This is a genomic window from Nostoc favosum CHAB5714, from assembly GCF_020829495.1.
Taxonomy (GTDB): domain Bacteria; phylum Cyanobacteriota; class Cyanobacteriia; order Cyanobacteriales; family Nostocaceae; genus Nostoc; species Nostoc favosum.
Window position 1 is genome coordinate 14,785 of the sequence record NZ_JAIVFQ010000026.1, and the last position, 22,840, is coordinate 37,624.

The 22,840-nt window shown below is 40.8% G+C and carries 20 protein-coding genes; 14 read left to right on the top strand and 6 right to left on the bottom strand.

Annotated elements, in window-relative coordinates; translation table 11 throughout:
• Nucleotides 1-163: 163 nt before the first annotated feature.
• Nucleotides 164-295: a PEP-CTERM sorting domain-containing protein gene (locus LC586_RS41930; RefSeq protein ID WP_369010532.1), complete on the top strand. Its 132-nt coding sequence runs from the start codon at nt 164-166 to the stop codon at nt 293-295.
• A gap of 54 nt (nt 296-349) precedes the next feature.
• Nucleotides 350-1,639 (top strand): molybdopterin molybdotransferase MoeA, encoded by a 1,290-nt coding sequence (locus LC586_RS18100; protein ID WP_229486131.1) that lies wholly within the window; start codon nt 350-352, stop codon nt 1,637-1,639.
• A gap of 62 nt (nt 1,640-1,701) precedes the next feature.
• Here the strand turns inward: LC586_RS18100 and LC586_RS18105 are convergent, their stop codons facing one another.
• The gene (locus LC586_RS18105) at nt 1,702-2,934 is read right to left on the bottom strand and encodes a cysteine desulfurase-like protein (RefSeq protein WP_229486132.1); all 1,233 of its coding nucleotides are present in this window, start codon (nt 2,932-2,934) and stop codon (nt 1,702-1,704) included.
• 395 nt (nt 2,935-3,329) lie between these two features.
• On the opposite strand from LC586_RS18105, the gene LC586_RS18110 reads away from it, so the two are divergent.
• Nucleotides 3,330-3,551 carry a DUF4327 family protein gene (locus tag LC586_RS18110; RefSeq protein WP_229486133.1) on the top strand — a complete coding sequence of 74 codons (222 nt, stop codon included), beginning with the start codon at nt 3,330-3,332 and terminating at the stop codon, nt 3,549-3,551.
• Between the two features lie 321 nt (nt 3,552-3,872).
• Here the strand turns inward: LC586_RS18110 and LC586_RS18115 are convergent, their stop codons facing one another.
• The gene (locus LC586_RS18115; protein WP_229486134.1) at nt 3,873-4,898 is read right to left on the bottom strand and encodes an ABC transporter permease; all 1,026 of its coding nucleotides are present in this window, start codon (nt 4,896-4,898) and stop codon (nt 3,873-3,875) included.
• Between the two features lie 323 nt (nt 4,899-5,221).
• Complete coding sequence (locus LC586_RS18120) at nt 5,222-6,874, bottom strand: ABC transporter substrate-binding protein (RefSeq protein WP_229486135.1); 1,653 nt, start codon at nt 6,872-6,874, stop codon at nt 5,222-5,224.
• A gap of 882 nt (nt 6,875-7,756) precedes the next feature.
• Here LC586_RS18120 and LC586_RS18125 point away from each other — a divergent pair.
• The 11 genes from LC586_RS18125 to LC586_RS18175 all read left to right on the top strand — a co-directional run bounded on the left by LC586_RS18125 (nt 7,757) and on the right by LC586_RS18175 (nt 19,750).
• A complete protein-coding gene (locus tag LC586_RS18125) occupies nt 7,757-8,083 on the top strand; it encodes a hypothetical protein (protein WP_229486136.1) in 327 nt (108 codons plus the stop codon).
• Nucleotides 8,084-8,559: 476 nt separating this feature from the next.
• Nucleotides 8,560-10,089: a photosystem II chlorophyll-binding protein CP47 gene (gene psbB, locus LC586_RS18130; protein ID WP_229486137.1), complete on the top strand. Its 1,530-nt coding sequence runs from the start codon at nt 8,560-8,562 to the stop codon at nt 10,087-10,089.
• An 82-nt stretch (nt 10,090-10,171) separates the two neighbouring features.
• Nucleotides 10,172-10,279: a photosystem II reaction center protein T gene (locus tag LC586_RS18135; protein WP_084227385.1), complete on the top strand. Its 108-nt coding sequence runs from the start codon at nt 10,172-10,174 to the stop codon at nt 10,277-10,279.
• A 333-nt stretch (nt 10,280-10,612) separates the two neighbouring features.
• On the top strand, nt 10,613-11,710 hold the full coding sequence (locus LC586_RS18140) for a 30S ribosomal protein S1 (protein ID WP_229486138.1): 1,098 nt from the start codon (nt 10,613-10,615) through the stop codon (nt 11,708-11,710).
• A 300-nt stretch (nt 11,711-12,010) separates the two neighbouring features.
• On the top strand, nt 12,011-12,745 hold the full coding sequence (locus tag LC586_RS18145) for an HAD family hydrolase (RefSeq protein ID WP_229486139.1): 735 nt from the start codon (nt 12,011-12,013) through the stop codon (nt 12,743-12,745).
• A 134-nt stretch (nt 12,746-12,879) separates the two neighbouring features.
• On the top strand, nt 12,880-13,494 hold the full coding sequence (locus tag LC586_RS18150) for a Uma2 family endonuclease (RefSeq protein ID WP_229486140.1): 615 nt from the start codon (nt 12,880-12,882) through the stop codon (nt 13,492-13,494).
• A gap of 740 nt (nt 13,495-14,234) precedes the next feature.
• Nucleotides 14,235-14,870 carry a DUF4360 domain-containing protein gene (locus LC586_RS18155; RefSeq protein WP_229486141.1) on the top strand — a complete coding sequence of 212 codons (636 nt, stop codon included), beginning with the start codon at nt 14,235-14,237 and terminating at the stop codon, nt 14,868-14,870.
• Nucleotides 14,871-15,409: 539 nt separating this feature from the next.
• Nucleotides 15,410-16,045 carry a DUF4360 domain-containing protein gene (locus LC586_RS18160; RefSeq protein WP_229486142.1) on the top strand — a complete coding sequence of 212 codons (636 nt, stop codon included), beginning with the start codon at nt 15,410-15,412 and terminating at the stop codon, nt 16,043-16,045.
• Between the two features lie 858 nt (nt 16,046-16,903).
• The gene (locus tag LC586_RS18165) at nt 16,904-17,536 is read left to right on the top strand and encodes a DUF4360 domain-containing protein (protein ID WP_229486143.1); all 633 of its coding nucleotides are present in this window, start codon (nt 16,904-16,906) and stop codon (nt 17,534-17,536) included.
• Between the two features lie 775 nt (nt 17,537-18,311).
• Nucleotides 18,312-18,944 carry a DUF4360 domain-containing protein gene (locus tag LC586_RS18170; protein WP_229486144.1) on the top strand — a complete coding sequence of 211 codons (633 nt, stop codon included), beginning with the start codon at nt 18,312-18,314 and terminating at the stop codon, nt 18,942-18,944.
• A 182-nt stretch (nt 18,945-19,126) separates the two neighbouring features.
• Entirely contained in the window at nt 19,127-19,750 is a 624-nt protein-coding gene (locus LC586_RS18175) for a DUF4360 domain-containing protein (RefSeq protein ID WP_229486145.1), read from the top strand.
• 145 nt (nt 19,751-19,895) lie between these two features.
• On the opposite strand, the gene LC586_RS18180 is transcribed toward LC586_RS18175, so the two are convergent.
• The 3 genes from LC586_RS18180 to LC586_RS18190 all read right to left on the bottom strand — a co-directional run bounded on the left by LC586_RS18180 (nt 19,896) and on the right by LC586_RS18190 (nt 22,675).
• Nucleotides 19,896-20,072 carry a cytidine/deoxycytidylate deaminase family protein gene (locus LC586_RS18180; RefSeq protein ID WP_229486146.1) on the bottom strand — a complete coding sequence of 59 codons (177 nt, stop codon included), beginning with the start codon at nt 20,070-20,072 and terminating at the stop codon, nt 19,896-19,898.
• Nucleotides 20,073-20,092: 20 nt separating this feature from the next.
• Nucleotides 20,093-21,109: a sulfate/molybdate ABC transporter ATP-binding protein gene (locus LC586_RS18185; protein WP_229486147.1), complete on the bottom strand. Its 1,017-nt coding sequence runs from the start codon at nt 21,107-21,109 to the stop codon at nt 20,093-20,095.
• A 111-nt stretch (nt 21,110-21,220) separates the two neighbouring features.
• A complete protein-coding gene (locus tag LC586_RS18190; RefSeq protein ID WP_229486148.1) occupies nt 21,221-22,675 on the bottom strand; it encodes a transglutaminase domain-containing protein in 1,455 nt (484 codons plus the stop codon).
• Nucleotides 22,676-22,840 lie beyond the last annotated feature (165 nt).

Below are 22,840 nucleotides of genomic sequence, written 5' to 3' on the forward strand. Positions count from 1 at the left end.
TAGAAACGCAGTGCGAGATTTATTAGGTTGCGACAAGACTTGTATGTACACCGTAGCCCCGCAAGCGACGAGGGGTTGGGGGTTAGGGATTTTTGCAAGAGGTCTATCTAATGACTTGAGCTTTCATTTTGAGAAATATTGTATTGTTATAGAAACTTAGCAAATACTAGATTTAAGTAACAATTCAGTTCAAGTATCTAAAGTCCCCGAAGGAAGCATAATTATAGGTTTACTAGCAGTGTGTAGTTTGGGATTTAGCCTCAAGCAGAAATTCAATCCAAAATTTAAAATTTAAAATCTAAAACTGGTCAGTGTCAAAGGTATTAAAAAAAAGTCGGAGGCGATCGCTATGGTATCAGTCAGCGATGCACAAGCAATTATTTTAAATTTAGTACAACCGTTGGATCACCAGCGTGATACAGAAGTTGTCGATTTATTAGTAGCAGATAGTCGGATTTTGGCAGTACCTGTCACCAGTCCGCTAGATTTTCCCCATTGGGATAATTCGGCAATGGATGGCTACGCAGTTCGCTACGAAGATGTACAGCATAGCAGCGAAAACCCAGCCGTTTTAGAAATTGTTGAAGATATTCCGGCTGGGTATCAGCCCAAGTCTACAATTCAACCAGGGCAAGCCGCGCGGATTTTCACAGGTGCGGTAATCCCAGCAGGTGCGGATACTGTAGTCATGCAAGAAAAGACACGCCGCGAGGAAAACCGTGTATTTATCCTGGATGCGCCAAAACCGCAAGAATTTGTCAGACACAAAGCATCTTTTTATCAATCTGGAACACAACTATTACCAGCAGGAATTAAGTTAAATGCCGCAGAAATTGCCGTATTGGCAGCAGCACAATGTCCGCAATTAAGTGTTTATCGCCGTCCGCGTGTGGCCATTTTTTCCACTGGTGATGAGTTGATGACAGTTGAACAACCGTTGCAACCGGGGCAAATTGTGGATTCTAATCAGTATGCGCTAGCAGCTTTGGTGAAACAAAGTGGCGCAGAACCAATACTTTTAGGCATTGTCAAAGATGATCCAGTTGCTTTGGAGAAAGTTATTGCCCACGCCGTTGCGATCGCTGATATAGTTCTCTCTTCTGGTGGTGTATCAGTAGGAGATTATGACTATGTTGATAAAATTCTAGAGTCACTAAAAGCAAAAATCCACATTCGGGCTGTGGAAATGAGGCCAGGAAAACCCCTCACCGTCGCCACATTCCCTACTCCCTCATCTCCCTCATCTCCCTCATCTCCCCCTACTTCCCCACTCCCCACTCCCCACTCCCCACTCTACTTTGGTTTACCAGGAAACCCTGCTGCTGTGTTGGTGACATTTTGGCGGTTTGTGCTACCAGCAATCAAGAAACTTTCGGGAATTACTGAAGGTTGGGAACCAGTGTTTTTGAAAGTGCGATCGCATCATGAGTTGCGATCAAACGGCAAGCGCGAAACTTACCTTTGGGGTAAATTGCATTTAATTGATGGAGTTTACGAATTTCATCAAGCTGATGGTAGTCAAAGTTCCGGCAATTTAATTAATTTAGCTCAAACCAATGCTTTAGCTGTTCTGCCGGTGGGTAAAACATTAATTTACCCACAAGAAGAGGTGCAAGTTTTGCAGCTTAGTAATGGGTAATGGGGGCAAAATAATTCGTAATTCGTAATGACGCTCGTTCCTCGCTACGAATTACGAATTAGTTAAAATGTCTGCTCAAAAGCCTCAATCAAACTGTTAACTTCCTCAATAGTGTTGTAATGTACCATACTCACCCGGACTATTCCACCTTGCGATGCTAAACCCAGGTATTCAATCAGCCGTTTAGCATAAAAGTCTCCATAGCGAATCGCAATATAATGTTGGTCAATTTTTGCCGGAATGGTTGAGCTATTCATTCCATCTACTACAAAAGATATAGTTGGCACACGGAATTGACGGTCAGCTTTTGATTGACCAATAACTCGTACATTAGACTTGCTATTGAGGTAATTTAGGAGGCGATCGCTAATATGTTCTTCATGTATGCTAATTAAATCAAACGCCTGCACCATTTGATTTCTCAAATCAGGTGCAGTTTGATCGCCGTAGTGTAGTTGTGCTAACTCACTTAGATAATCACATAAACCCAACATTCCATAACTTAATTCAAAATTGACATTCCCTAACTGAAATTTATAAGGTATGTCTGTCTGCTCAATAAAATAATGATTAAGACCAGGTAATCTTAATAAATGTTCTTCTTTGCCATAAAGTAAAGCATGATGTGGCCCGTAAACTTTATAAAAACTCAAAGCATAGAAATCAACATCCAAATCTTGGACATCAACTAACCTGTGGGGTGCATAAGCTACACCATCCACACAAATCATCGCATTGCGATCGTGTACAAATGCAGCAATTTCTTTGATAGGATTGATGGTTCCCAGAACATTAGAAGCATGAGTCAAGGCTACTAGTTTGGTGCGCTGACTCATCAATGGTTCCAAATCTGCTAAATTAAGTTCCAAGGTATCTGGGCGAATTTGCCACACTTTAACCTTCATTCCTTGTTTTTCGAGAGCAACCCAAGCACCAATATTGGCCTCATGGTCACAATTAGTAACAATAATTTCATCACCAGGCGTAAAGGTTTGACCAAGACAAATTGAAAGAACTTTCAACATCATTGTAGTAGATGGGCCCATAACCACTTCTTTATAAGAATTGGCGTTAATCAAAGTAGCCATTCCCCTAGTTGCTAAAGCTAATCGTTCTCCTGCAAGTTGAGAAACTGCATAAGAAGCTCCCAACTGGACATCAGAACTCAGGAGAAATTCGCTAATTCTATCTACTACTTTTTTCAGGGTTTGTGACCCGCCAGCATTATCAAAAAATGTCCATTCATCAGCTAGGGCGGGAAAATATTGCCGAACTTTATCAAGATTCAGGAGCATAGTATAAGTTTTTTGGAGAATGTTCTTTACCCTAGCCTAGCTTTTGTCAAGTCGCCCAGAGAGCATCATATCCTCTCTTGGTGTTTACAGCTTGTTATGCCAGCCTTCTTACTCTGCAAGAATCTCTCTAGAGGGGGTATACTTGGCGACTCAAAGAGGATCTTACTGACATGTAGCGGTTCCCGCATGGGTAAGGTACAAAAAAATCATTAACCACAGATACTAGTAGCGACACGCCCTCATTCAATTGAGAATCGCTATATCTAACTTCCTGCAAGGGTTAATGTCTTGATTCTTTACAATTATCCCCAATTTTATTTGATAAGTTTAAGGTAGAGCCAAAGCAACCATTGTTTTGATTTTTAATTCCTTGATTGAAAACAAAGGAACGAGCTATGAAGACTACCGTTAAATACGACATTGAGGTTATCAAGGAAGAAGCGCTTAAACTTGTTAAAAAGAGACTTGTTAACCGTCAGCAGTCAATTTATACCCTGTGTAAATATATTCCTCATCGTGACTGGCTGAATTTTGAACTTGAGTTAGAAAAAAACGAATTTCTGCTCAGAGATAGAATTATCGACCTATTGAGTCACGAATCGTGGGAAAACGATTGAGGCTGCATTTAGAAGCTGAACCTTTTTAGCAGCATCCCAATAAAATTAAAATTAAAAATTCATTTTTAAGCATTAAAAAGCCTCAAATTCAGTTGGGGGTTATAAACAAGAGATTATTAGAGGTTATTTATAAAGTAATAGGGTGCGGCTCTTTTAAAAAGAGAAAGAATAGACCTCTTGCATAAATCAAAAATAAAGAACCCCACCCCGCATTTGAGTAAAGCAAACGCTCCCCTCCCCAAAGCATCGGGGAGGGGTTGGGGGTGGGGTGTTAGGGACTTTTGCAAGAGGTCTAATGAAGTTAGAGTGAATAATTCTTGGCTAATATCGAATTCGCGGATCTACATAAGCATTTAAAATATCAATCAAAATGCTGGCACTCACAACGATCGCACCAAAAAATACTAGCACTCCCTGAACTGTGGGATAATCGCGATCAGCGATCGCTTGATAGAGTCGATTAGCTAACCCAGGCCAAGAAAATGTTACCTCTGTCAAAATCGCTCCACCTAACAGAGAAGCAAAGGTTAATCCCAAGACTGTAATTACCGGAATTAAGGCATTTTTTAAGGCATGGGAGGTTAAAATCTTATTTTCACCAATACCTCTGGCTCTAGCGGCTTCTACATAATCTGCTTGTAAGGTTTGCTTTAAATTCACTCGTACAATTCGCTCAAAAATCCCACTGAGCAAAATTCCTAGTGTGAGACTCGGTAAGGCAAGATGGTGCAAAGATGTGAAAAACTGAGTGAAATTTCCACCGAGTAAGCTATCAATTGTATACAATCCAGTGACAGTAGTGGGAGCCGGAAGATTAGGCGGAAAGCGGTTGGAATTGGGAAACCAACCCAGTTGGACTGAGAAAATCAACTGCAAAAGCATTCCCGCCCAAAACATGGGGAGTGCGTAGGTGATGATACCAAATAAGCGCCCACCAACATCAAAATATGTCCCAGGACGAGAAGCGGAAAGAGTCCCAACCGCAATTCCAACGATGAGTGCAACGGCCATACTACATACTGCTAACTCCACCGTCGCTGGGAAATATTGTCCAATTATGTCCCAAACATTCTGTCCTCGACTCATTAAAGACGTTCCCAAATCAAAACGTAGTATGCTTCCCAAATAATTGAGGTACTGTAGCCACAGAGGAAGGTTTAAACCTAGTTGTTTTCGCAATTCTTCTTTAGCAGCTTCTGGCGCACGTCCACCGAGAATTGCATCTGCTGGATCTCCTGGTGTTGCTCTTAGTAAAAGAAATACAATGGTGATGATAGTTAATAGCTGAAGTGGCGCGAGAAGCAACCGAGAAACAATGTAATATTGTAAAGCTTTAGAGCGAGACATATTTAGTTAGGAGTTAGGAGTTAGGAGTTAGGAGTTAGTAATTATGAATTAAGATAGATACCAAGGTAGGTAGCTTGCAAAAATTCTTTCATTACTATATTTAGTGAAGTTGAACATCTTTATAGCAATCCTATCTGATTTGTGACGAAATTTTTTATAACGAACCGCAGAGGCGCAGAGAACGCAGAGAGAATGAAGAGAGATTTTCACGAATGATTTAGGATTGCTATATTTTGCTCAGAATCACACTCATAATTTTGTAATTTTTGCAAAAAGCCTAATTAAAAATTCATAACTCCTAACTCATAACTCCGAACTTCTAACTACTTTTTAATTGTCTGGTAAACCAGTATTTGGGTCGGGTTAAGTTGTACGCTGTTCACACCATTTCGGGCAAATACATAGTCTTTGCTTTGCCATAAAGGAACATAAGGTACATCATTAGCTACTTGCGTTTGAATTTCTGCAAAAATTTTCTGACGCGCTTCGGGATTTAGTTCTTTGCGTTGCTGATCAATCAGTTTATTGATGGCTTCGCTATAGTAAAACGAACCCTGAGTTTGACTGCCTCCATCTTCGCATCCTTTAGCAACTGAACCTTTATCACAAGACAAAAACGGCTGGACGTAATTATCTGGGTCTAAAAAGTCTGGATACCAATCAAGTAAAGCTGCTGGATATAAACCTTTGGAAATGTCTTTAAAAAAGGCAGGGCCTTCTGCTTGGGTGACTTCAAATTGCAGGATTCCATCCATTTTCGCATCCACAAGAGATTTGAGCGTCTGTGCTGCCAAACTCCGAGTAGGTGAACTAGAAGGATACCAAATTTGTACTTTTGCAGGATTTTCTTTGGAGAACCCAGCAGTAGTTAATAATTTTTTAGCTTCATCAAAGCTAGCATCGCCATATTTATCTTTAAATAATGGCTGCGAAACATTAAACGTCGTGGGAATCATGCTATAAAGCGGATCTGCTTGACCAAGTAACGCCCGCTCATTTAACAGTGGACGGTCAATTATTGATGCGATCGCTTGTCTTACCTCTAATTTATCTAAAGGCTGCTGGTTCCGGTTTAATACCAGATAACTTACTACACTACCTTGAGCTGCGATCGCTTGCCAATCCCCTTTTTTACCGCCTTCTTCCAAGCTACGATTTTGATCTGGCTGTAGTGACAGATAAGCTACATCGATTGCACCTGTACGAAAAGCATTAAACAAATTAACCGGACTAGTTTGAATTTGCAGGTTAACACCCTTGTTAACTGGTTTTTCTCCCCAATACTTATCAAACACATCAAATCGAATTGAATCAGTACCATACTGTCCTAATTTGTAAGGGCCAGTCCCCACAAAAATATTCGGCTTGAATTTACCAGCACCAAGTTCGTAAGCTTTTGGCGAAACTGCACACACCCCAGGAAACGCCAGCAATGAAGGAAACGCTGCAAAGGGCTTTTTCAGCTTAATAGTTAATTCATACTCGCTTGGAGTTTTTACCGAATCTACTATATCACCTAGTAAAAATGAGGGTTTTCCTTTATTTTGAATAAAGCGGTTGATGGTAAACGCCATTGCTTGGGCATTGAAGGGAGTCCCATCGTGAAAAACTACTCCCTGACGTAAAGGGATGGTATAAGTTAAGCCATCTTGACTGACTTTAGGTAATGCTGTAGCTAGCTGGGGCTTAATTTCTGTGCTTCCTGGTTCGTAGGTGTAGAGGCGATCGCTCATATTAAACACCAGACCTAAGGATGCTAACTCATAGGTATCAGCCGGATCAAGGGTTCTCGGCTTTGCTGTTGTACCTATAGTAATACGACCATCACCTGTAGGGCTATTCACAGAACCCGATGGTGGCGTAGTAGTCTGTGGACGAGGAGCGCAACTAACAACTAAAAATAAACATAGACAGAACAAAGATAGGAATTGTGTAATCCGACCCCACCGTTTCACGGACAAGGAAAACCAGGTCATAGCAATAAAATATTTGATATCAGCGGTCAGCAATTTTACTATATTTGTGGCTATTGTGCTTTATTTTTACAATTAGTTACGGCAATACCTGTTGCTAAGTATACGAATATAGATAAACATAACTTGCAGTCAGATATAAAAAAACTTGCTCGATATTATGACTGAGTTGGCAACTAACTCAAAAATTTGTGTCGGCTACTCAACTTCATATATAGGAATCGTATTTGATTTTTGAAATTATCTACGTGGTGCGCGAAGCGCGATAGGCGGGGAGTGGGGAGTAGGGAGTAGGGAATAAGGAATTAGGCTTTTCGAGTTGTACCGAGCTTTTTCAGAAATCAAATATTAGTCCTATAGCAGTCCTAAATCATTTGTGAAAGCTTCTCTTTCTTTTCTTGGCGCTCTTGGCGTCTTCTCTGCGAGACGCTATGCGTTGGCGGAAGCCTCTCGCAGAGAAAGCGGTTTGTTAATTTTCACAACTGAGCTACGATTGCTATAGTTAAGTTTATTGCTACTGTGCGATGTCTACGACGGGCTACGCCTACGCACTATTTGTTACAAAAAATTATTAACAAAAAAATAAACTTTAGCATTCCTTAAATAATGAAAGGTTTTTATTTAATTAAGATTTTAAACATTTCCTAAATTTGTCGTAAATTCATAATTACTAGTGAATAGATTTGTTAAGCTTTGACGGTAAGTCAAGTAGTGTACATTAAAACTTTGCCTGTTGCTACTTGGGTACAGACAAGTGTGAAGTTCTTTTTCGTAGAGAACGGCTACATGGTTTTACTTAACAAATCTACTGTTTATACATCAGCGAAGAAAGCGATCGCGATATCGTAAACAGCAGATTGAAAGTCTAATAGTGAGACTAAAAACGTGAAGTATTTCTTTCTATCTGAGGGATGGGCAGTTGCTAGAGTCTGGGCATCTGATGGACTCTGGCAAATAACCGCATGGCGACGCCAACCAGATATTCAACGAATGAATATTTGTTTAGTAGAACAAAACGAATTGCTATGGCTTTATCGAGTTGAAGAAGCCGTTTTAACCGTGGAAGTGAAGCCAACAACACCAGTAATTGCCAGTCAGACCATAGGTCAAGTAGTACTCAAGCGTCTGATGAGCGCTGAACAGGTAATTGAACGCCTGGGTACGGCTGAGGCGAAATGTCAACTGCAAAACATCCAATTGGTGGTTCAGTAGGGGAGCAGGGGGAGATGAGGGAGCAGGGGGAGATGAGGGAGGGAGTAAGTAAACTATTATTTCTCATCCCCCTCATCCCCCTCATCCCCCTCATCCCCCTCATCCCCCTCATCCCCCTCATAAAGAAAAGATAAGCAAATTTAATCCCCGACAGCGATTGGTAGCGAAAAAACTTGGACATGCTACGCGATCGCATCAATTTACACGCTTGCAAACAATTCCATCAATAGTTACACTTTTTAAAACATTCTCATTTTTGCTTGGCGATGGCTACCCTACAAGGTAAATCTCCCGAAGCGAGTAAGCATTGCCAAAGCACCCACCCTGTCTAACTTATAAGACTAAGGTATGGTAAGGCTTTGGCTCTGGCAATAACAAAAAACAAGAGAGAGTTTTCTGAGTGGCGAATTTCGTTTCTCAGAATCTCAGTAAGAAAATTGCTTTGTAAACTAACTCATCGAGGAGGAGCGTAGTCGATGGGACTACCCTGGTACCGAGTACATACAGTCGTTCTGAATGATCCAGGGCGGCTGATTTCTGTACACCTGATGCACACAGCCTTAGTAGCAGGCTGGGCTGGTTCGATGGCACTCTACGAACTGGCTATTTTTGACCCTAGCGATCCGGTTCTCAATCCAATGTGGCGTCAAGGGATGTTCGTCCTGCCCTTCATGTCACGTTTGGGCGTTACCCAATCTTGGGGTGGTTGGAACGTTACTGGTGGCCCAGCAACTGATCCTGGCTTCTGGTCATTTGAAGGCGTTGCTGCGGCTCACATCGTTCTTTCCGGTCTTTTGTTCCTAGCTGCTGTTTGGCACTGGGTTTATTGGGATTTGGAACTCTTTAGAGATCCCCGCACTGGTGAACCAGCCTTAGACTTGCCAAAAATGTTTGGCATTCACCTGTTCTTATCTGGTCTACTTTGTTTTGGATTTGGTGCTTTTCACCTCACCGGACTATTTGGCCCAGGAATGTGGGTTACTGACCCCTACGGTATAACTGGAGCCGCGCAAGCAGTCGCACCAGAATGGGGCCCAGATGGTTTTAACCCATACAACCCTGGTGGGATTGTGGCTCACCACATTGCTGCTGGCGTTGTTGGTATTATTGCAGGCTTATTCCACCTCACAGTCAGACCCCCCGAACGGCTCTACAAAGCCCTACGGATGGGGAACATTGAAACAGTACTTTCTAGCAGTATTGCAGCAGTTTTCTTTGCTGCTTTCGTTGTTGCTGGTACTATGTGGTACGGTAACGCCGCCACTCCCATCGAATTGTTTGGCCCAACCCGCTATCAATGGGATCAAGGCTACTTCCGTCAAGAAATTCAGCAGCGCGTCCAAACAAATGTTGCCCAAGGTGCAACCCTTGAGCAAGCTTGGTCGCAGATTCCCGAAAAGCTGGCTTTCTATGATTACGTCGGTAATAGCCCCGCTAAAGGCGGTCTATTCCGTACAGGGCCGATGGTTAAGGGTGATGGCATTGCTCAGTCTTGGCAAGGTCACGCCGTATTCAAAGATTCTGAAGGACGGGAATTGACCGTGCGTCGTCTCCCCAACTTCTTTGAAACCTTCCCAGTGATTTTGACCGACGCAGATGGAATTGTCCGCGCTGACATTCCCTTCCGTCGGGCAGAATCTAAGTATAGCTTCGAGCAATCTGGTGTCACCGTCAGCTTCTATGGTGGCAATCTGAATGGTAAGACCTTTACAGAACCAGCTGATGTGAAGAAGTATGCCCGTAAGGCTCAAGGCGGTGAAATCTTTGAATTTGACCGAGAAACCTTGAACTCTGATGGTGTATTCCGCACCAGTCCTAGAGGTTGGTTTACCTTTGGACATGCAGTATTTGCTCTCTTGTTCTTCTTTGGTCACCTCTGGCATGGTTCTCGGACAATCTACCGAGACGTATTTGCTGGTGTTGATGCCGATCTAGAAGAGCAAGTTGAGTGGGGTCTGTTCCAGAAAGTGGGTGACAAGTCAACCCGCCGGAAGGAAGCCCTCTAATTTCAGTGCTGAGTTATGAGTTAAGGCTCTGACTCAGCACTAAAAAGTTTAATTACTGGCTCTATAGGCAGGAAATCGTAATATGGAAAGCGTTGCGTACATCTTGATTTTTACTCTGTGTATAGGTACTCTCTTTTTTGCGATCGCATTTCGCGAACCCCCTCGCTTTGAGAAACCAAAAGATAAGTAACTCCTATATACCAGACCTTTAAGCGGATTTAATGTTAGTATCCGTTGCTACAATTTTTAGTAGCAACGGATATTATTGTATTTGTCCTTTGTCCTTTGTCCTTTGCTAATGACTAATGACTAATGACTAATGACTAATGACTAATGACTAATGACTAAATCATTTTAATATTGTGATATAATTTCCAATCTTGGGAGTAGATATGTGTTAATACTAGCTTTTCTGCGCTAGGATGAAAATGGATGTTAATGTAAGCTGCCATAAAACTGTTTGCATAACACATCGCGCTTGTCGCACAACCTTTACGGAGACTAGAACCAGGAACAAATCAGCATGGTCAATCAGAATTTAACCGCTACAGAAATTGGATTCACTCACGAAGATTTCGCTGCTCTACTTGACAAATACGATTATCATTTTAGCCCTGGTGATGTTGTACCAGGAACAGTTTTCAGTATAGAGCCGCGCGGCGCTCTGATTGACATTGGTGCTAAAACCGCAGCATATATTCCTATACAAGAAATGTCTATTAACCGGGTAGATAGCCCGGAAGAAGTCTTACAGTCAAACGAAACCCGGGAATTTTTCATCCTTACCGATGAAAACGAAGATGGTCAATTAACCCTTTCCATTCGCCGTATTGAATATATGCGGGCTTGGGAGCGCGTGCGACAGCTGCAAGCAGAAGATGCTACTGTCCGTTCTGGCGTATTTGCAACCAATCGCGGTGGAGCATTAGTACGGATTGAGGGATTACGTGGTTTTATTCCCGGTTCCCATATCAGTACCCGCAAACCTAAAGAAGAATTGGTAGGCGAAGATTTGCCATTGAAATTCCTAGAGGTGGATGAAGAACGTAACCGCTTAGTTCTATCTCACCGTCGGGCGCTGGTTGAACGTAAGATGAACCGCCTAGAAGTCGGCGAAGTAGTAATTGGTACAGTTCGTGGCATCAAACCCTACGGTGCTTTCATCGACATTGGCGGCGTCAGTGGTCTACTGCACATTTCTGAGATTTCCCACGAACATATTGATACACCTCATAGCGTGTTCAATGTCAATGATGAAGTGAAAGTTATGATCATTGACTTGGATGCAGAAAGGGGTCGGATTTCCCTATCTACCAAGCAGCTAGAACCCGAACCCGGCGACATGATTAAAAACCGGGATTTGGTCTACGATAAGGCAGAAGAAATGGCTGCTAAGTATCGTGAACAGCTGCTAGCCAAACAACAAGGTGCTACTGCTGCGCCTGCTGCACTTGCGGATGTTGTAGCAGAAGAAGATATTCCACCAGCAGCGGAACTTGACGAAGATATTCCACCAGCAGCGGAACTTGACGAAGATATTCCACCAGTTGCGGAAATTGAAGAAGATATTGCAGCAGCGACGGAAACTGAAGAAGAAATTCCAGCAGCTATTGAAGAATAATACATTTATAGTTTTACTTATTTTTAAGTAAGAGTATTAAATCATACTATAAAGAGGGAAAAACCCTCTTTTTTTATGTGGAGAATTGGGGACAGTTAGGAGTTAAGCATAAAAACTCATAACTTTTCACTTTTAACTAAATAGCGCGATGTGCAACTTATTCTTAAAACCCCTCTCCAAACCTCTCCCCGAAGCGGGGAGAGGCTTTAAGTCTTGCTCCCCTTCCCTTGTAGGGAAGGGGCTGGGGGTTAGGTTTGAGAAAAAGTTGCATACCGCGTTAAATAAATGGAATGAAATATTGTGGCAACTATTAAATGTAGAAACATCACTTTTGATAATATCCAGGCAATTTTGTTTGACAAAAACGGTACCCTAGAAGATTCAGAAACGTATTTGCGATCGCTCGCACAAAGAGCAGCAAGGTTGATAGACGCTCAAGTTCCCGGTATTGGGGAACCGCTATTAATGGCATTTGGCATCAATGGCAATCTTCTTGATCCGGCGGGTTTGATATCGGTAGCGAGTCGCCGTGAAACAGAAGTTGCGGCTGCGGCATATATTGCCGAAACAGGAAGAGGATGGTTTGAGTCCTTAAAAATAGCCCGTCAAGCTTTGGATGAAGCGGAAAAATACATTGAAAAAACTCCTTCACCCCTGTTTGTAGGTAGCTTAGACTTGTTGAAATACCTACAGAAAGGGGGTTTGAAACTCGGTATCCTCTCAGCTGCAACAAGCGATGAAGTACATAACTTTGTAGAGAATCACCAATTAAATGATTATATCCAGTTGGAAATGGGAGTAGATGAGGGGCCAAGTAAACCAGATCCAGTGCTATTTTTGCAAGCTTGCCAAGCTTTGGGAGTCCAACCAGGCGCTACATTGATGGTGGGTGATTCCGTTGGTGATATGCAAATGGCGCGTGATGCTAAAGCCGCAGGTTGTATTGGTATCACTTGGATGGGTAAGTCGGATAACGTCCGAGGTGCGGATGTGGTGATTAATCAACTTGATGAAATCCAGATTTTAGAAGATTAGATTAATTTATAGCAGTTTTCAATTGCGTGAAGTAGGGGCGTATATATGTGTGCCCTTGCATATCATAGTATTCTGGGTGTGTCAAGTTAAAACTGCTAGGATATTAATTGCTCCTCACAGTTGCTAAACAAGCCATGCAAAACACAGAAACGACGTTACAACTTCGCCTGTGGACAGTTAAAGAATACCACCGGATGGCTGAGGCTGGGATTTTTGGTGCAGATGAACGAGTAGAACTGCTAGAAGGAAAGATAATTTGGATGATTGCTAAAGGGACAGCCCATAGATCAGCAGTGGGGAGAACAGATAGATTACTGCAAAATAGTTTAAGGAATCGGGCTTTGATATGTGTTCAAGACCCAGTAAACTTGAATGAATGGTCTGAACCAGAACCGGATATAGCTGTAGTTAAAGTAGATCCGCTGGACTACGCAGACCACCATCCTACTCCCAAAGAAGTTTATCTGATTATTGAAGTAGCAGATAGTAGCCTGAAACTAGACTGCGAAATCAAAGCTAAAGCCTACTCGCAAGCGGGAATTACAGATTATTGGGTGTTAGATGTGGTTAGTCGTCAATTGCACGTCTTTCGAGAACCAATTCAGGATGGCTATCAAAGTGAAGTAATTTTTGCAGAAAATGCGACTATTTCACCTTTAGAGTTTCCTGATTTGAGCATTACGGTTTTGGAAATTTTACCACCTTTGAGAGGATCTGAGGTAAAAGCGATGTCTGAAGACAAGCACTGATGCTCGTAAATGTTGCGCTAGCAAAGAACGAGCGTCCATAGGGAGCGTCTGACTCGCTACCCCGCAGTCGCCTGACGCGACTTCACAGCAGTTGCTGCAATGCACTTCCTTGGGAGCTGCCGAGGGAAACCCTACCAAAAGCGCTGTCTCACCGTTACATATCTACGTACTTTCCCGTAATTATTTGTTAAAATTTACTTGATCTATTCCTTTAGATAGATATAAAATATTTCTCAAATGACTTACTATTTCTTTCGAGACTTGTTGTACAGGCAATTCTCAATAGAAAAATTCAGAAGTCAGAATTCAGGAGTCAAAATCAATTAGTGGGGGATTGAGACCCACCCATTTGTTTTTGACCACTAAATCTTCTCCTTTGGAGACGCTACGCGAATAATTTAGTCGCCGTCTTAAACCCATTTATTCATGCGCTCGTAGACTTGCTACCCCTGCGCTATCCGGCAGTTGTACAGAGTTCGATTCTAAATTCTCAATTTTAACTCCTGAATTCTTGTCTGATAAGTGAAATACGCTGAGAAATAGTTTCACAGCCAGAAATTGATTTTTTTATCCTATTTCTGTCTGCCTTAGCAGAGCGTATTGAACATATTTAATAACGGCTAAAAGTCCCCAAACCCCAAACAGGCTGCTGGGTGAAATTCCTTCGTGTAGAAGTATCTTAGGAATTTTAAGTTGCAGCTAATGTCCAGAAATTACACGTTTTTGCGGAGTTGAAAATTATGAAAATTTTAACTGGTCTGATTTCCAGCTTGACACTACTGAGTTTAAATGTTGTCGGTTTATCTCAGGTACAGGCTCAAACACCACAAGGATTTACTTTTCAAAAAGTTCCAGTAACTCTTTTCGGAAATGGTTGCCCAGCGGGAACAGCAGAGGGAATTTTGAATGGAGATACTCTTTCAGTAACATTTTCTGAGTTTGAAGCTAAAGCTTCAGCTCCTAAGGTTGTATCAGCATCCTGCAATCTGCGAATCGGTCTTAATGTACCTTCTGGAGTAAATGTTCAGCCGATTAACGTCCAGTATCTTGGCTTTGCAGATGTGCCTGCAAGAGGCAGTGCTAACCTGAACGTTAGAATACTCTTTCAAGGTCAAATAGTTCCAACTACCAATAATCCAAACGCAACCTTTAACCCTGGCTTTTCAGATGTTTGGAGCAAAAATGTAGGTATTGTATTAGGCACAATAAATGCATGTAAGAATCCAGTGAGTTCGATTTTTGGTATCAATACAAATCTGACGGCAAGAGCTACAAATATACCTGCAAATCAAGAAACCCAAATCCGAATTGATACAATCGACACAACAATCGGCCCTGTATTGTTCAAAATCAAGTTTGCTTTTAATCCTTGTTAGATTTTTTAAATGCATAGTCAGTTTTGCATTTAATTTTTCACAACAGCTGATGCCTCTAAGAGGATGTTTTAAAAGTCCCGTAAGGTATAACTTTACCTTTCTGGCTCAGGTCAACTGCGACGAAAAAAATACGATTTCAGCCATGTACTGAGATGGTTCGCCGTGATTTATCATGAGAGCAAAATACCCTTTTAAAACATCCTCTAAAGTTGCTTGACCAAACTTATCCAAAGATTTCTTTCAATCGCTCTGAAGAAATCTTTGGCTATCTGTTGTTAAAAATAGTATTGGCAACAAAATGGCAATTCTTAAATAAATGAAATACGCTGATAATATAATTTCAGAGCTAGAAATTGATTATTGTATCCTATTTCTCTCTGCTTTAACCAAAGCGTATTACAGACAATTAAGAACTGCTATAAGTCCCCAACAGGCTGTTGGATAAAATTACTTTGTGTAGAAGGATCTAAGGGAATTTTAAGTTGCAGCTAATTTGTACAGGGTAAAGGAAATTACACGTTTTCGCGGAGTTTAAAAGTATGAAAGTTTTAACTGGCATTATTTCCAGCTTGACGCTACTGAGTTTGAATGTTGTGGGTTTATCTCAGGTACAGGCTCAAACACAAGAAGGATTTTCGTTTCAAAATGTTCCAGTAACTTTTGCGGGAAGTGGTTGCCCAGAGGGAAAAATACAGGGAGTTTTGAATGGAGATACCCTTTCAATAACATTTAGTGAATTTGAAGCGAAAGCTCCACGTTCTAGGGTTGTATCAGCATCCTGCAATCTGCGGATCGGTCTGAATGTACCTTCTGGATTTAACGTTCAGCCGATTAACGTCAAGTATCTTGGCTTTGCAGATGTGCCTACAAGAGGCAGTGCTGACCTGAACGTGCAAATACTCTTTCAAGGTCAAATAGTTCCAACTACCGATGATCCAAACCTAAGGCTTGCGGCTGGCTTCTCAGATGTTTGGAGCAAAGATGTAGGTGTTGTATTAAACCCAATAAATGCATGTAGTAGACCAGTGAGTTCGGTTTTTGGTATCAATTCAACTCTGACGGCAAGAGGTACAAATATACCTAGAAACCAAGAAACCCAAATCCGAATTGATACAATCGACACAACAATTGGCCCTGTATTGTTCCAAGTCAAGTTTGAGTTTAATCCTTGTTAGGTTTTTTAAATGCATAGTTAGTTTTGCATTTAATTTTCCCAAAAGCTGAACTCTCAAAAGCTGCTTTACCAACTTATCGAAAGATTTTTTCCAATAGGTTTTGAAGAAATCCTTGACTCTCTGTCTTGATAAATAGTTAGGTCAAGTAAAAGTAGCTGATAAATCTATCAAAATCACAATTTCCCAAATATACGTCTTTGGATAGGTAAAATATATTTCTCTGTGATTTTGAATTTTTTCAAGGATTATTAGGACGGCAATTCTGAATTGGAGAATAATTCAGAAGTAAGAATTCAGGAGTCAGAATCAATTTAGTGGGGAATTACACCCACCATTTTATTGTTGAACACTAAATCCTTCGCGTAACCTCTCCAAAAGAGAAGATTTCGTGCGGGTATTAAACCCATTTATTCATTCTGCTGGGAAACTAGCTACTGCTGCACTATCTGCCAGTTATACAGAATTCAATTCTGAATTCTAATTCCTCACCCTGACTCCTGAATTATTTTCTGATAATTGAAATACGCTTGTAAATAATTTCCGAGTTTACTTGTTTTATCCTAATTTCTGTCTCTTTTAACCAGAGCGTATTGCAGACAATTAAGAATTACGCTTGATGTGAATTAGAAACACCTCTTATCCCCCAAGGGTTTCTAGATTAGCCCAAAATCATTGTTTTGAGGCTACCTACGAAATTACAAAGGTTTCAAGGCTTAATTCACATTAAACGTGAATTGCTATAAATTCCCAAACCTGGAAAAGGCTACTTGGGAAAATTCCTGTTTATAAAAGTATCTTAGGAATTTTATATTGCAGCTAATATCCAGAGGAGATTACACATTTTCGCGGAGTTATTAGATGAAAATTTTAACTGGTCTGATTTCCAGTTTGACGCTACTGAGTTTAAATGTTGCGGGTTTATCTCAGGTACAGGCTCAAACACCAGGATTTAAGTTTCAAACAGATACAGCAACTTTTTTCGGAAATGGTTGCCCAAACGGAACAGCACAGCTAGTTTTGAATGGAGATACTGCTTCAGTATCATTTTCTGCCTTTGAAGCTAAAGCTTCACCTTCTAAGGTTGTATCAGCATCCTGCAATCTGCGGTTCCCTCTTAATGTACCTTCTGGATTTAACGTTCAGCCGATTAGCGTTAGGTATCTTGGTTTTGCAGATGTGCCTACAGGAGGCAGTGCTGATCTGAGGGTTGAAATATTATTTCAAGGTGGAAGTGTTGCAACTATCAATAATCCAAACCAAACGTTTCCGGCTGGCTTTTCAGATACTTGGAGCAAAAATATAGATGTTATAGCAAACACAATAAATGCATGTAGGAACCCAGTGAGTTCGGTTTTTGGGATCAATTCAACTCTGACAGCAAGAGGTAGAGGTATACCTGCAAATCAAGAAACCCAAATCCGAATTAATACAATCGACACAACAATCGGCCCTGTATTGTTCCAAATAAAGTTTGCTTTTAATCCTTGTTAGGTTTTTTAAATGCATAGTTAGTTTTGTATTTAATTTTTCCCAAAAGCTACTCCCTATAAAGCTGCTTTACCAACTTTTTGAAAGATTTCTTCCAATCGGTCTGAAGAAGTCTTTGACTCTCTGTCTCGATAAATAGTTAGCTCAAGCCAAAGTAGCTGATAAATCTAACGAAATCAAAATTTACAAAATATCTGTCTTTGGATAGGAAAAATATATTTGTCTGTGATGTACAATGTTATCAAAACTTCTCATGAGGGCAGTTCTTAATTAAAGACGAATTCAGAAGTAAGAATTCAGGAGTCAGAATCAATTAGTGGGGGGTTCAATCCCGCCATTTTATTGCAGAACATTAAATCGAACCCGAGTGCGTTTCCAAAGGAGAAGATTTAGTGGGGGACTTAAACCCATTTATTCATCCCCTCATAGACTCGCTACCGCTACGCTATCCGCCAGTACTTCTCTACGAGACGCTGCGCGAACGGCAGGCTCAGTAACCATCGTACAGAATTCAATTTTGAATTCTAAATGCTGACTCCTGAATTATTTTCTGAGAAGTGAAATACGCTGATAAATAATTTCTGAGTCAGAAATTGATTATTTTATCCTATCTCTGTCTCCCTTTACCACAGCGTATTGCACACATTTTAATGATTGCTAGAAATCCCCAAAACCCAAAGAGGCTGCCAGGTAAAATTTCTTTGTCTAGAAGTATCTTAGGAGTTTAATATTGCATGTAATATTCATAGGAGATTAAACATTTTCGGGGAGTTACTAGATGAAAGTTTTAACTGGTATGATTTCCAGTTTGACGCTACTGAGTTTAAATCTTGTGGGTTTATCTCAGGTACAGGCTCAAAGACAAGGATTTGAGCTTCAAGAAGTTCCAGTAACTCTTTTCGGAAATGGTTGCCCAAACGGAACAGCAAAGGGAATTTTGAATGCAGATAGTCTTTCAATAACATTTTCTGAGTTTGAAGCTAAAGCTTTACCTCCTAAGGTTGTATCAAAATCCTGCAATCTGCGGATCGGTCTCAATGTACCTTCTGGAGTGAATGTTCAGCCGATTAACCTCAAGTATGTTGGCTTTGCAGATGTGCCTCAAGCAGGCAGTGCTGACCTGAATGTGAAAATACTTTTTGAAGGTCAAGAACTTCCAACTATCGATGATTCAAACGCAACGTTTGGGCCTGGCTTTTCAGCTACTTGGAGCAAAGATGTAGGTATTGTATTAGGCACAATAAATGCATGTAAAAATCCAGTAAGTTCGACTTTTGGTATCAATTCAACTCTAACCGCAAGAGCTAGAGATATACCTGCAAATCAAGAAACCAAAATCCGAATTAATAAAATCGATACAGAAATCGGCCCTGTATTGTTCCAAATAAAGTTTGCTTTTAATCCTTGTTAGCTTTTTTAAATGCATAGTTAGTTTTGCATTTAATTTTTCCCAAAAGCTGATCTCTCAAAAGCTGCTTTACCAACTTATCGAAATATTTCTTCCAATCGCTCTGAAGAAATTTTTGACTCTGTGTCTTGAGACATAGTATTGACAACAAACCTGAGAAGCTCTCCTTATTTGAGATGAAAGATATGAAAGTTTTAAGTGCTCTTATTTCCAGTTTGACCCTACTGAGTTTAAATGTTGTGGGTTTATCTGACGTACAGGCTCAAACAGTACAGCCTCAAACACAAGGATTTCAGTTTGAAAGTGTTCCAGTAACTGTTTTCGGAAATGGTTGCCCGTCGGGAAATGCCCAAATAAGTTTGGTAGGAAATACTCTGTCTGTAGCTTTTCCTCGATTTCAGGCTGTAGCTGTATCTCCTAGAGTGGTATCACAATCTTGCAGTCTCAGAATTGGGCTTAATGTGCCTAGAGGCTACAGAGTTCAGCCCATTAACCTCAGGTATTCTGGTTCTACAAATGTGCCTCAGGGGGGCACTGCTGCCCTAAGGGTTAGACCAGTGTTTCAAGGGAGAGTAATTCCATCTAGTAATGATCTAAACGCAAACTTCTCGTCTGGCTCTTCAGGTGGATGGCTAAAAGATGTAGCTATTACAGGAGATACAATAGACGCGTGTGCTAACCCAGTGAATTCGGTTTTCGGCATCAACACAACTTTGATAGCGCGTGCCACAAATGTAGCTGCGGGACAGCGAACTCAAATTGGATTCAATGGGATTTATAGAATTAGGTTTAATTTGACTCCTTGTTAGTAGTAGTCTGTCAAGCTAGTTTTGATGGTTTTTAGTAAGGACTTTAGTGCTTAGAAAATAAGGAATAAATTCCTTACTACGAACTTGCGTACCCATCAATTTAAACTTGACAGACTAGTAGGGGCAAGACCCATTAAATTAATCCTCACAATAAATGTGTGAAAAGCCAGCGCACCAGCCTCAGTATGATACTGGGCTGGTGCTTCTGTATATCCTTTCCTTGTGGAACTATCTGATCAGCATCTGCTATTACACAGGCTACTGGGGGATTTGGCAAATATTCTGGCAATGCTTTTCTGCTACGACCTAAAGCAGCAGGCATAAATACTTACACATTGACAACTAAATTGAATAAGACAGAGGGAAGGACTTGGCATCCTTTGGCTTCACATACACCCGCTGTTTCGGTTCTAACTCTAATTGGTTAAAGCGATCGCGTGTTAAATGTGCCATCACCACTTGCCCATCATCAAAAGTTAATTCTACCTGAATTTCCCAACCCAAATGTATCAAACGGCTCACTGTCGCAGGTGTAGTAGAACCGTTAGCAACCTTTTCCAAAATCACATCTTGCGGACGCAAAAATACTTGTGGGTGTGGCGCATCAAATCCGCTACTTTGAAAAATCTTCGAGCTGCTGGGTAACACGTTCACCGGGCCAATGAAGCTCATTACAAATGCGGTGGCAGGATTATCGTAAATTTCAGATGGTGTCCCCACCTGTTCCACACGCCCTTTATTCATGACCACAACTTCATCGGAGACTTCCATTGCTTCTTCTTGGTCGTGGGTGACGAAAACCGTGGTAACATGAACTTCATCATGGAGGCGGCGTAACCATGCTCGTAAGTCTTTGCGGACTTTAGCATCGAGTGCGCCAAAGGGTTCATCTAGCAATAATACTTCAGGTTCTACTGCCAGTGCCCTTGCTAATGCTACCCGTTGTCTTTGACCACCAGAAAGTTGTGATGGATAGCGATCGCCTAGTCCACTCAATTGCACCAATTCGAGTAACTGTTCTACCCGCCCCTTAATCTTCTTTGGCTGTGCCTTACGAATTTCTAAGCCAAAGGCAATATTTTGTTTGACAGTCAAATGCTTAAATAGGGCATAATGCTGAAACACAAAGCCAATATTGCGCTGTTGCACGCTTTGGTATGTAGCGTCCTTACCGGTAAGCAGGATTTTGCCACTATCTGGCATTTCTAAACCTGAAATTAACCGTAGTAGCGTAGATTTACCTGATCCCGATGGGCCGAGCAACGCAACTAGCGAACCACTCTTAATTTCCAGGCTGACCTGATCAACTGCCTTGAAACTCCCGAATTGTTTGGAGACATTTTCAACTACTATACCCACTGCCGCTATACCTCTGCAACTAATCTACAGTTCCCTGCTAGGATTACCGTGTCTTATATATACCATATATAATTATTTAATAGATGAACAATATTTAGCTACTTCTGACTTCTAGCGTAGTACAGCATGAAATTTCAGTTGACCCAGGAGGCTAACTTTTTGTTCAAGACTAAACACAAAAACTTCATAATCTCCTGCTTCTGGAAACTGACAGGAGATTTCAGTTTCCCCTTGTGCATTCCATTGACTCTGGCATTTTTTGATATCTTGTAGTCTTCGTTGGTTATCTTGATTATCTTCTAGCAAATTCCCAGATCCTGGCAAGTCCCAAAGTGAAGACTCGACTTTTTGTGCTTTAGTAAAGAGGGCAACAATCTTCTTCTGGTAATTTGGAGAACTGGCAATTTTAATTGCAGCGACTTTTTGAACATTTGTTTGATATTCAGTTGGTGAAATTAGCATTAACTCATCCATGAAAAACTGAGGTGTCAGAATTGGCTTGTTTTCAAAAGTCTTGTAGTCTTCACGACGATGTAAAAGTTGCCAATTTAACTGCTGAGGAAAATGACTTATGCTTATTACTTGAGGAGGAAGTATGAGATAGTCTGCACTATATGAAGAGCCAAGTTCGCTAGAATCACGATCATCCCAGGTTGTATCAACTAATTGCCAATTCTCTAAAATTTTGACTGCATTCCAAGCATGGTTTGTCCAATCATAATCAGAATGTAGCAGTCTAAATACCTTAGGAATTAAGTCTATGGGGGCTAAGTCTCGACGAATTTTCCCTCTGACATAAACAACATCTGCACCCATAGATCGCCCCAATGCCATGAATAAATTAGCATAGCCCTCGCAAACTCCTTTGTGAGTGAAAAAAACAGTTTGAGCATCTTGAGCAGGTCTTATTCCCGTTTTCAGCACATCTAAATCATAAGTAACCCGACTAACAACATAGTCATGTATAGCTTTAATTCGTAAGTATGGGTCTGATTCCTGTTGAACAATATATTTAGCAACAGATTCAATAGTTGTTTCAATATTGGATGGCATATTGGCAACAATTGGATGAATCATTGTATTCTCTTTCCACGGCCAAGGTGAATTTAATCTAGGAGGTTCAGGTTTATATACTATACCAGTAACAAAACCCTTAATTGGGTTAATAATTAGAGATGGATTACTTTGATAAATTAGTGCCATCAGCAGTAAACTATAACCTAGCCAATATTTAGCCTTGATCCGTTTGAAACGACTAAATTGCCAAAATTCTAAAGAAAACCGAGAAGATTGATAACGACTTTTCGATGTTTGATATTTAATAATATAAATAACTATATTTAAAATTAAAATTAGTCCAACGATGCTTAAAAAAAGCGTTGTTACGCTAATAGCTGAATTGCCTATTTCCCAAATGGGATTACCTTGAAAAAACAAATATGCAAACCCACTCACTATACCCATAAGCAGCAAAAGCACCCCAACTCTCTGAACGATGCGTTTTCTGTTTTTCTGCTTCAGTTTACGAACTTCTTCTAGAATATGGTTTTCAAGATTCTCAGGCATAAAATACCTTTGTGAACAATAATGATTAAGGAAAGTAGTTCATTGATGTTACAATAAATTATACATTTAAATTTCAATTTACCCTTAACTAAATTACCCATCTCGGTTTTTGTATCGAAACATTAAGGAATATTGCATTTGTGCATAAACCTAAAGGTAAAGCGC

Coding starts and splice junctions, on each gene's coding strand:
- LC586_RS18100 (WP_229486131.1), top strand. CDS start 350: ATGGTATCAGTCAGCGATGCACAAGCAATTATTTTAAATTTAGTACAA.
- LC586_RS18105 (WP_229486132.1), bottom strand. CDS start 2,934: ATGCTCCTGAATCTTGATAAAGTTCGGCAATATTTTCCCGCCCTAGCT.
- LC586_RS18110 (WP_229486133.1), top strand. CDS start 3,330: ATGAAGACTACCGTTAAATACGACATTGAGGTTATCAAGGAAGAAGCG.
- LC586_RS18115 (WP_229486134.1), bottom strand. CDS start 4,898: ATGTCTCGCTCTAAAGCTTTACAATATTACATTGTTTCTCGGTTGCTT.
- LC586_RS18120 (WP_229486135.1), bottom strand. CDS start 6,874: ATGACCTGGTTTTCCTTGTCCGTGAAACGGTGGGGTCGGATTACACAA.
- psbB (WP_229486137.1), top strand. CDS start 8,560: ATGGGACTACCCTGGTACCGAGTACATACAGTCGTTCTGAATGATCCA.
- LC586_RS18135 (WP_084227385.1), top strand. CDS start 10,172: ATGGAAAGCGTTGCGTACATCTTGATTTTTACTCTGTGTATAGGTACT.
- LC586_RS18140 (WP_229486138.1), top strand. CDS start 10,613: ATGGTCAATCAGAATTTAACCGCTACAGAAATTGGATTCACTCACGAA.
- LC586_RS18150 (WP_229486140.1), top strand. CDS start 12,880: ATGCAAAACACAGAAACGACGTTACAACTTCGCCTGTGGACAGTTAAA.
- LC586_RS18155 (WP_229486141.1), top strand. CDS start 14,235: ATGAAAATTTTAACTGGTCTGATTTCCAGCTTGACACTACTGAGTTTA.
- LC586_RS18160 (WP_229486142.1), top strand. CDS start 15,410: ATGAAAGTTTTAACTGGCATTATTTCCAGCTTGACGCTACTGAGTTTG.
- LC586_RS18165 (WP_229486143.1), top strand. CDS start 16,904: ATGAAAATTTTAACTGGTCTGATTTCCAGTTTGACGCTACTGAGTTTA.
- LC586_RS18170 (WP_229486144.1), top strand. CDS start 18,312: ATGAAAGTTTTAACTGGTATGATTTCCAGTTTGACGCTACTGAGTTTA.
- LC586_RS18175 (WP_229486145.1), top strand. CDS start 19,127: ATGAAAGTTTTAAGTGCTCTTATTTCCAGTTTGACCCTACTGAGTTTA.
- LC586_RS18180 (WP_229486146.1), bottom strand. CDS start 20,072: ATGCCTGCTGCTTTAGGTCGTAGCAGAAAAGCATTGCCAGAATATTTG.
- LC586_RS18190 (WP_229486148.1), bottom strand. CDS start 22,675: ATGCCTGAGAATCTTGAAAACCATATTCTAGAAGAAGTTCGTAAACTG.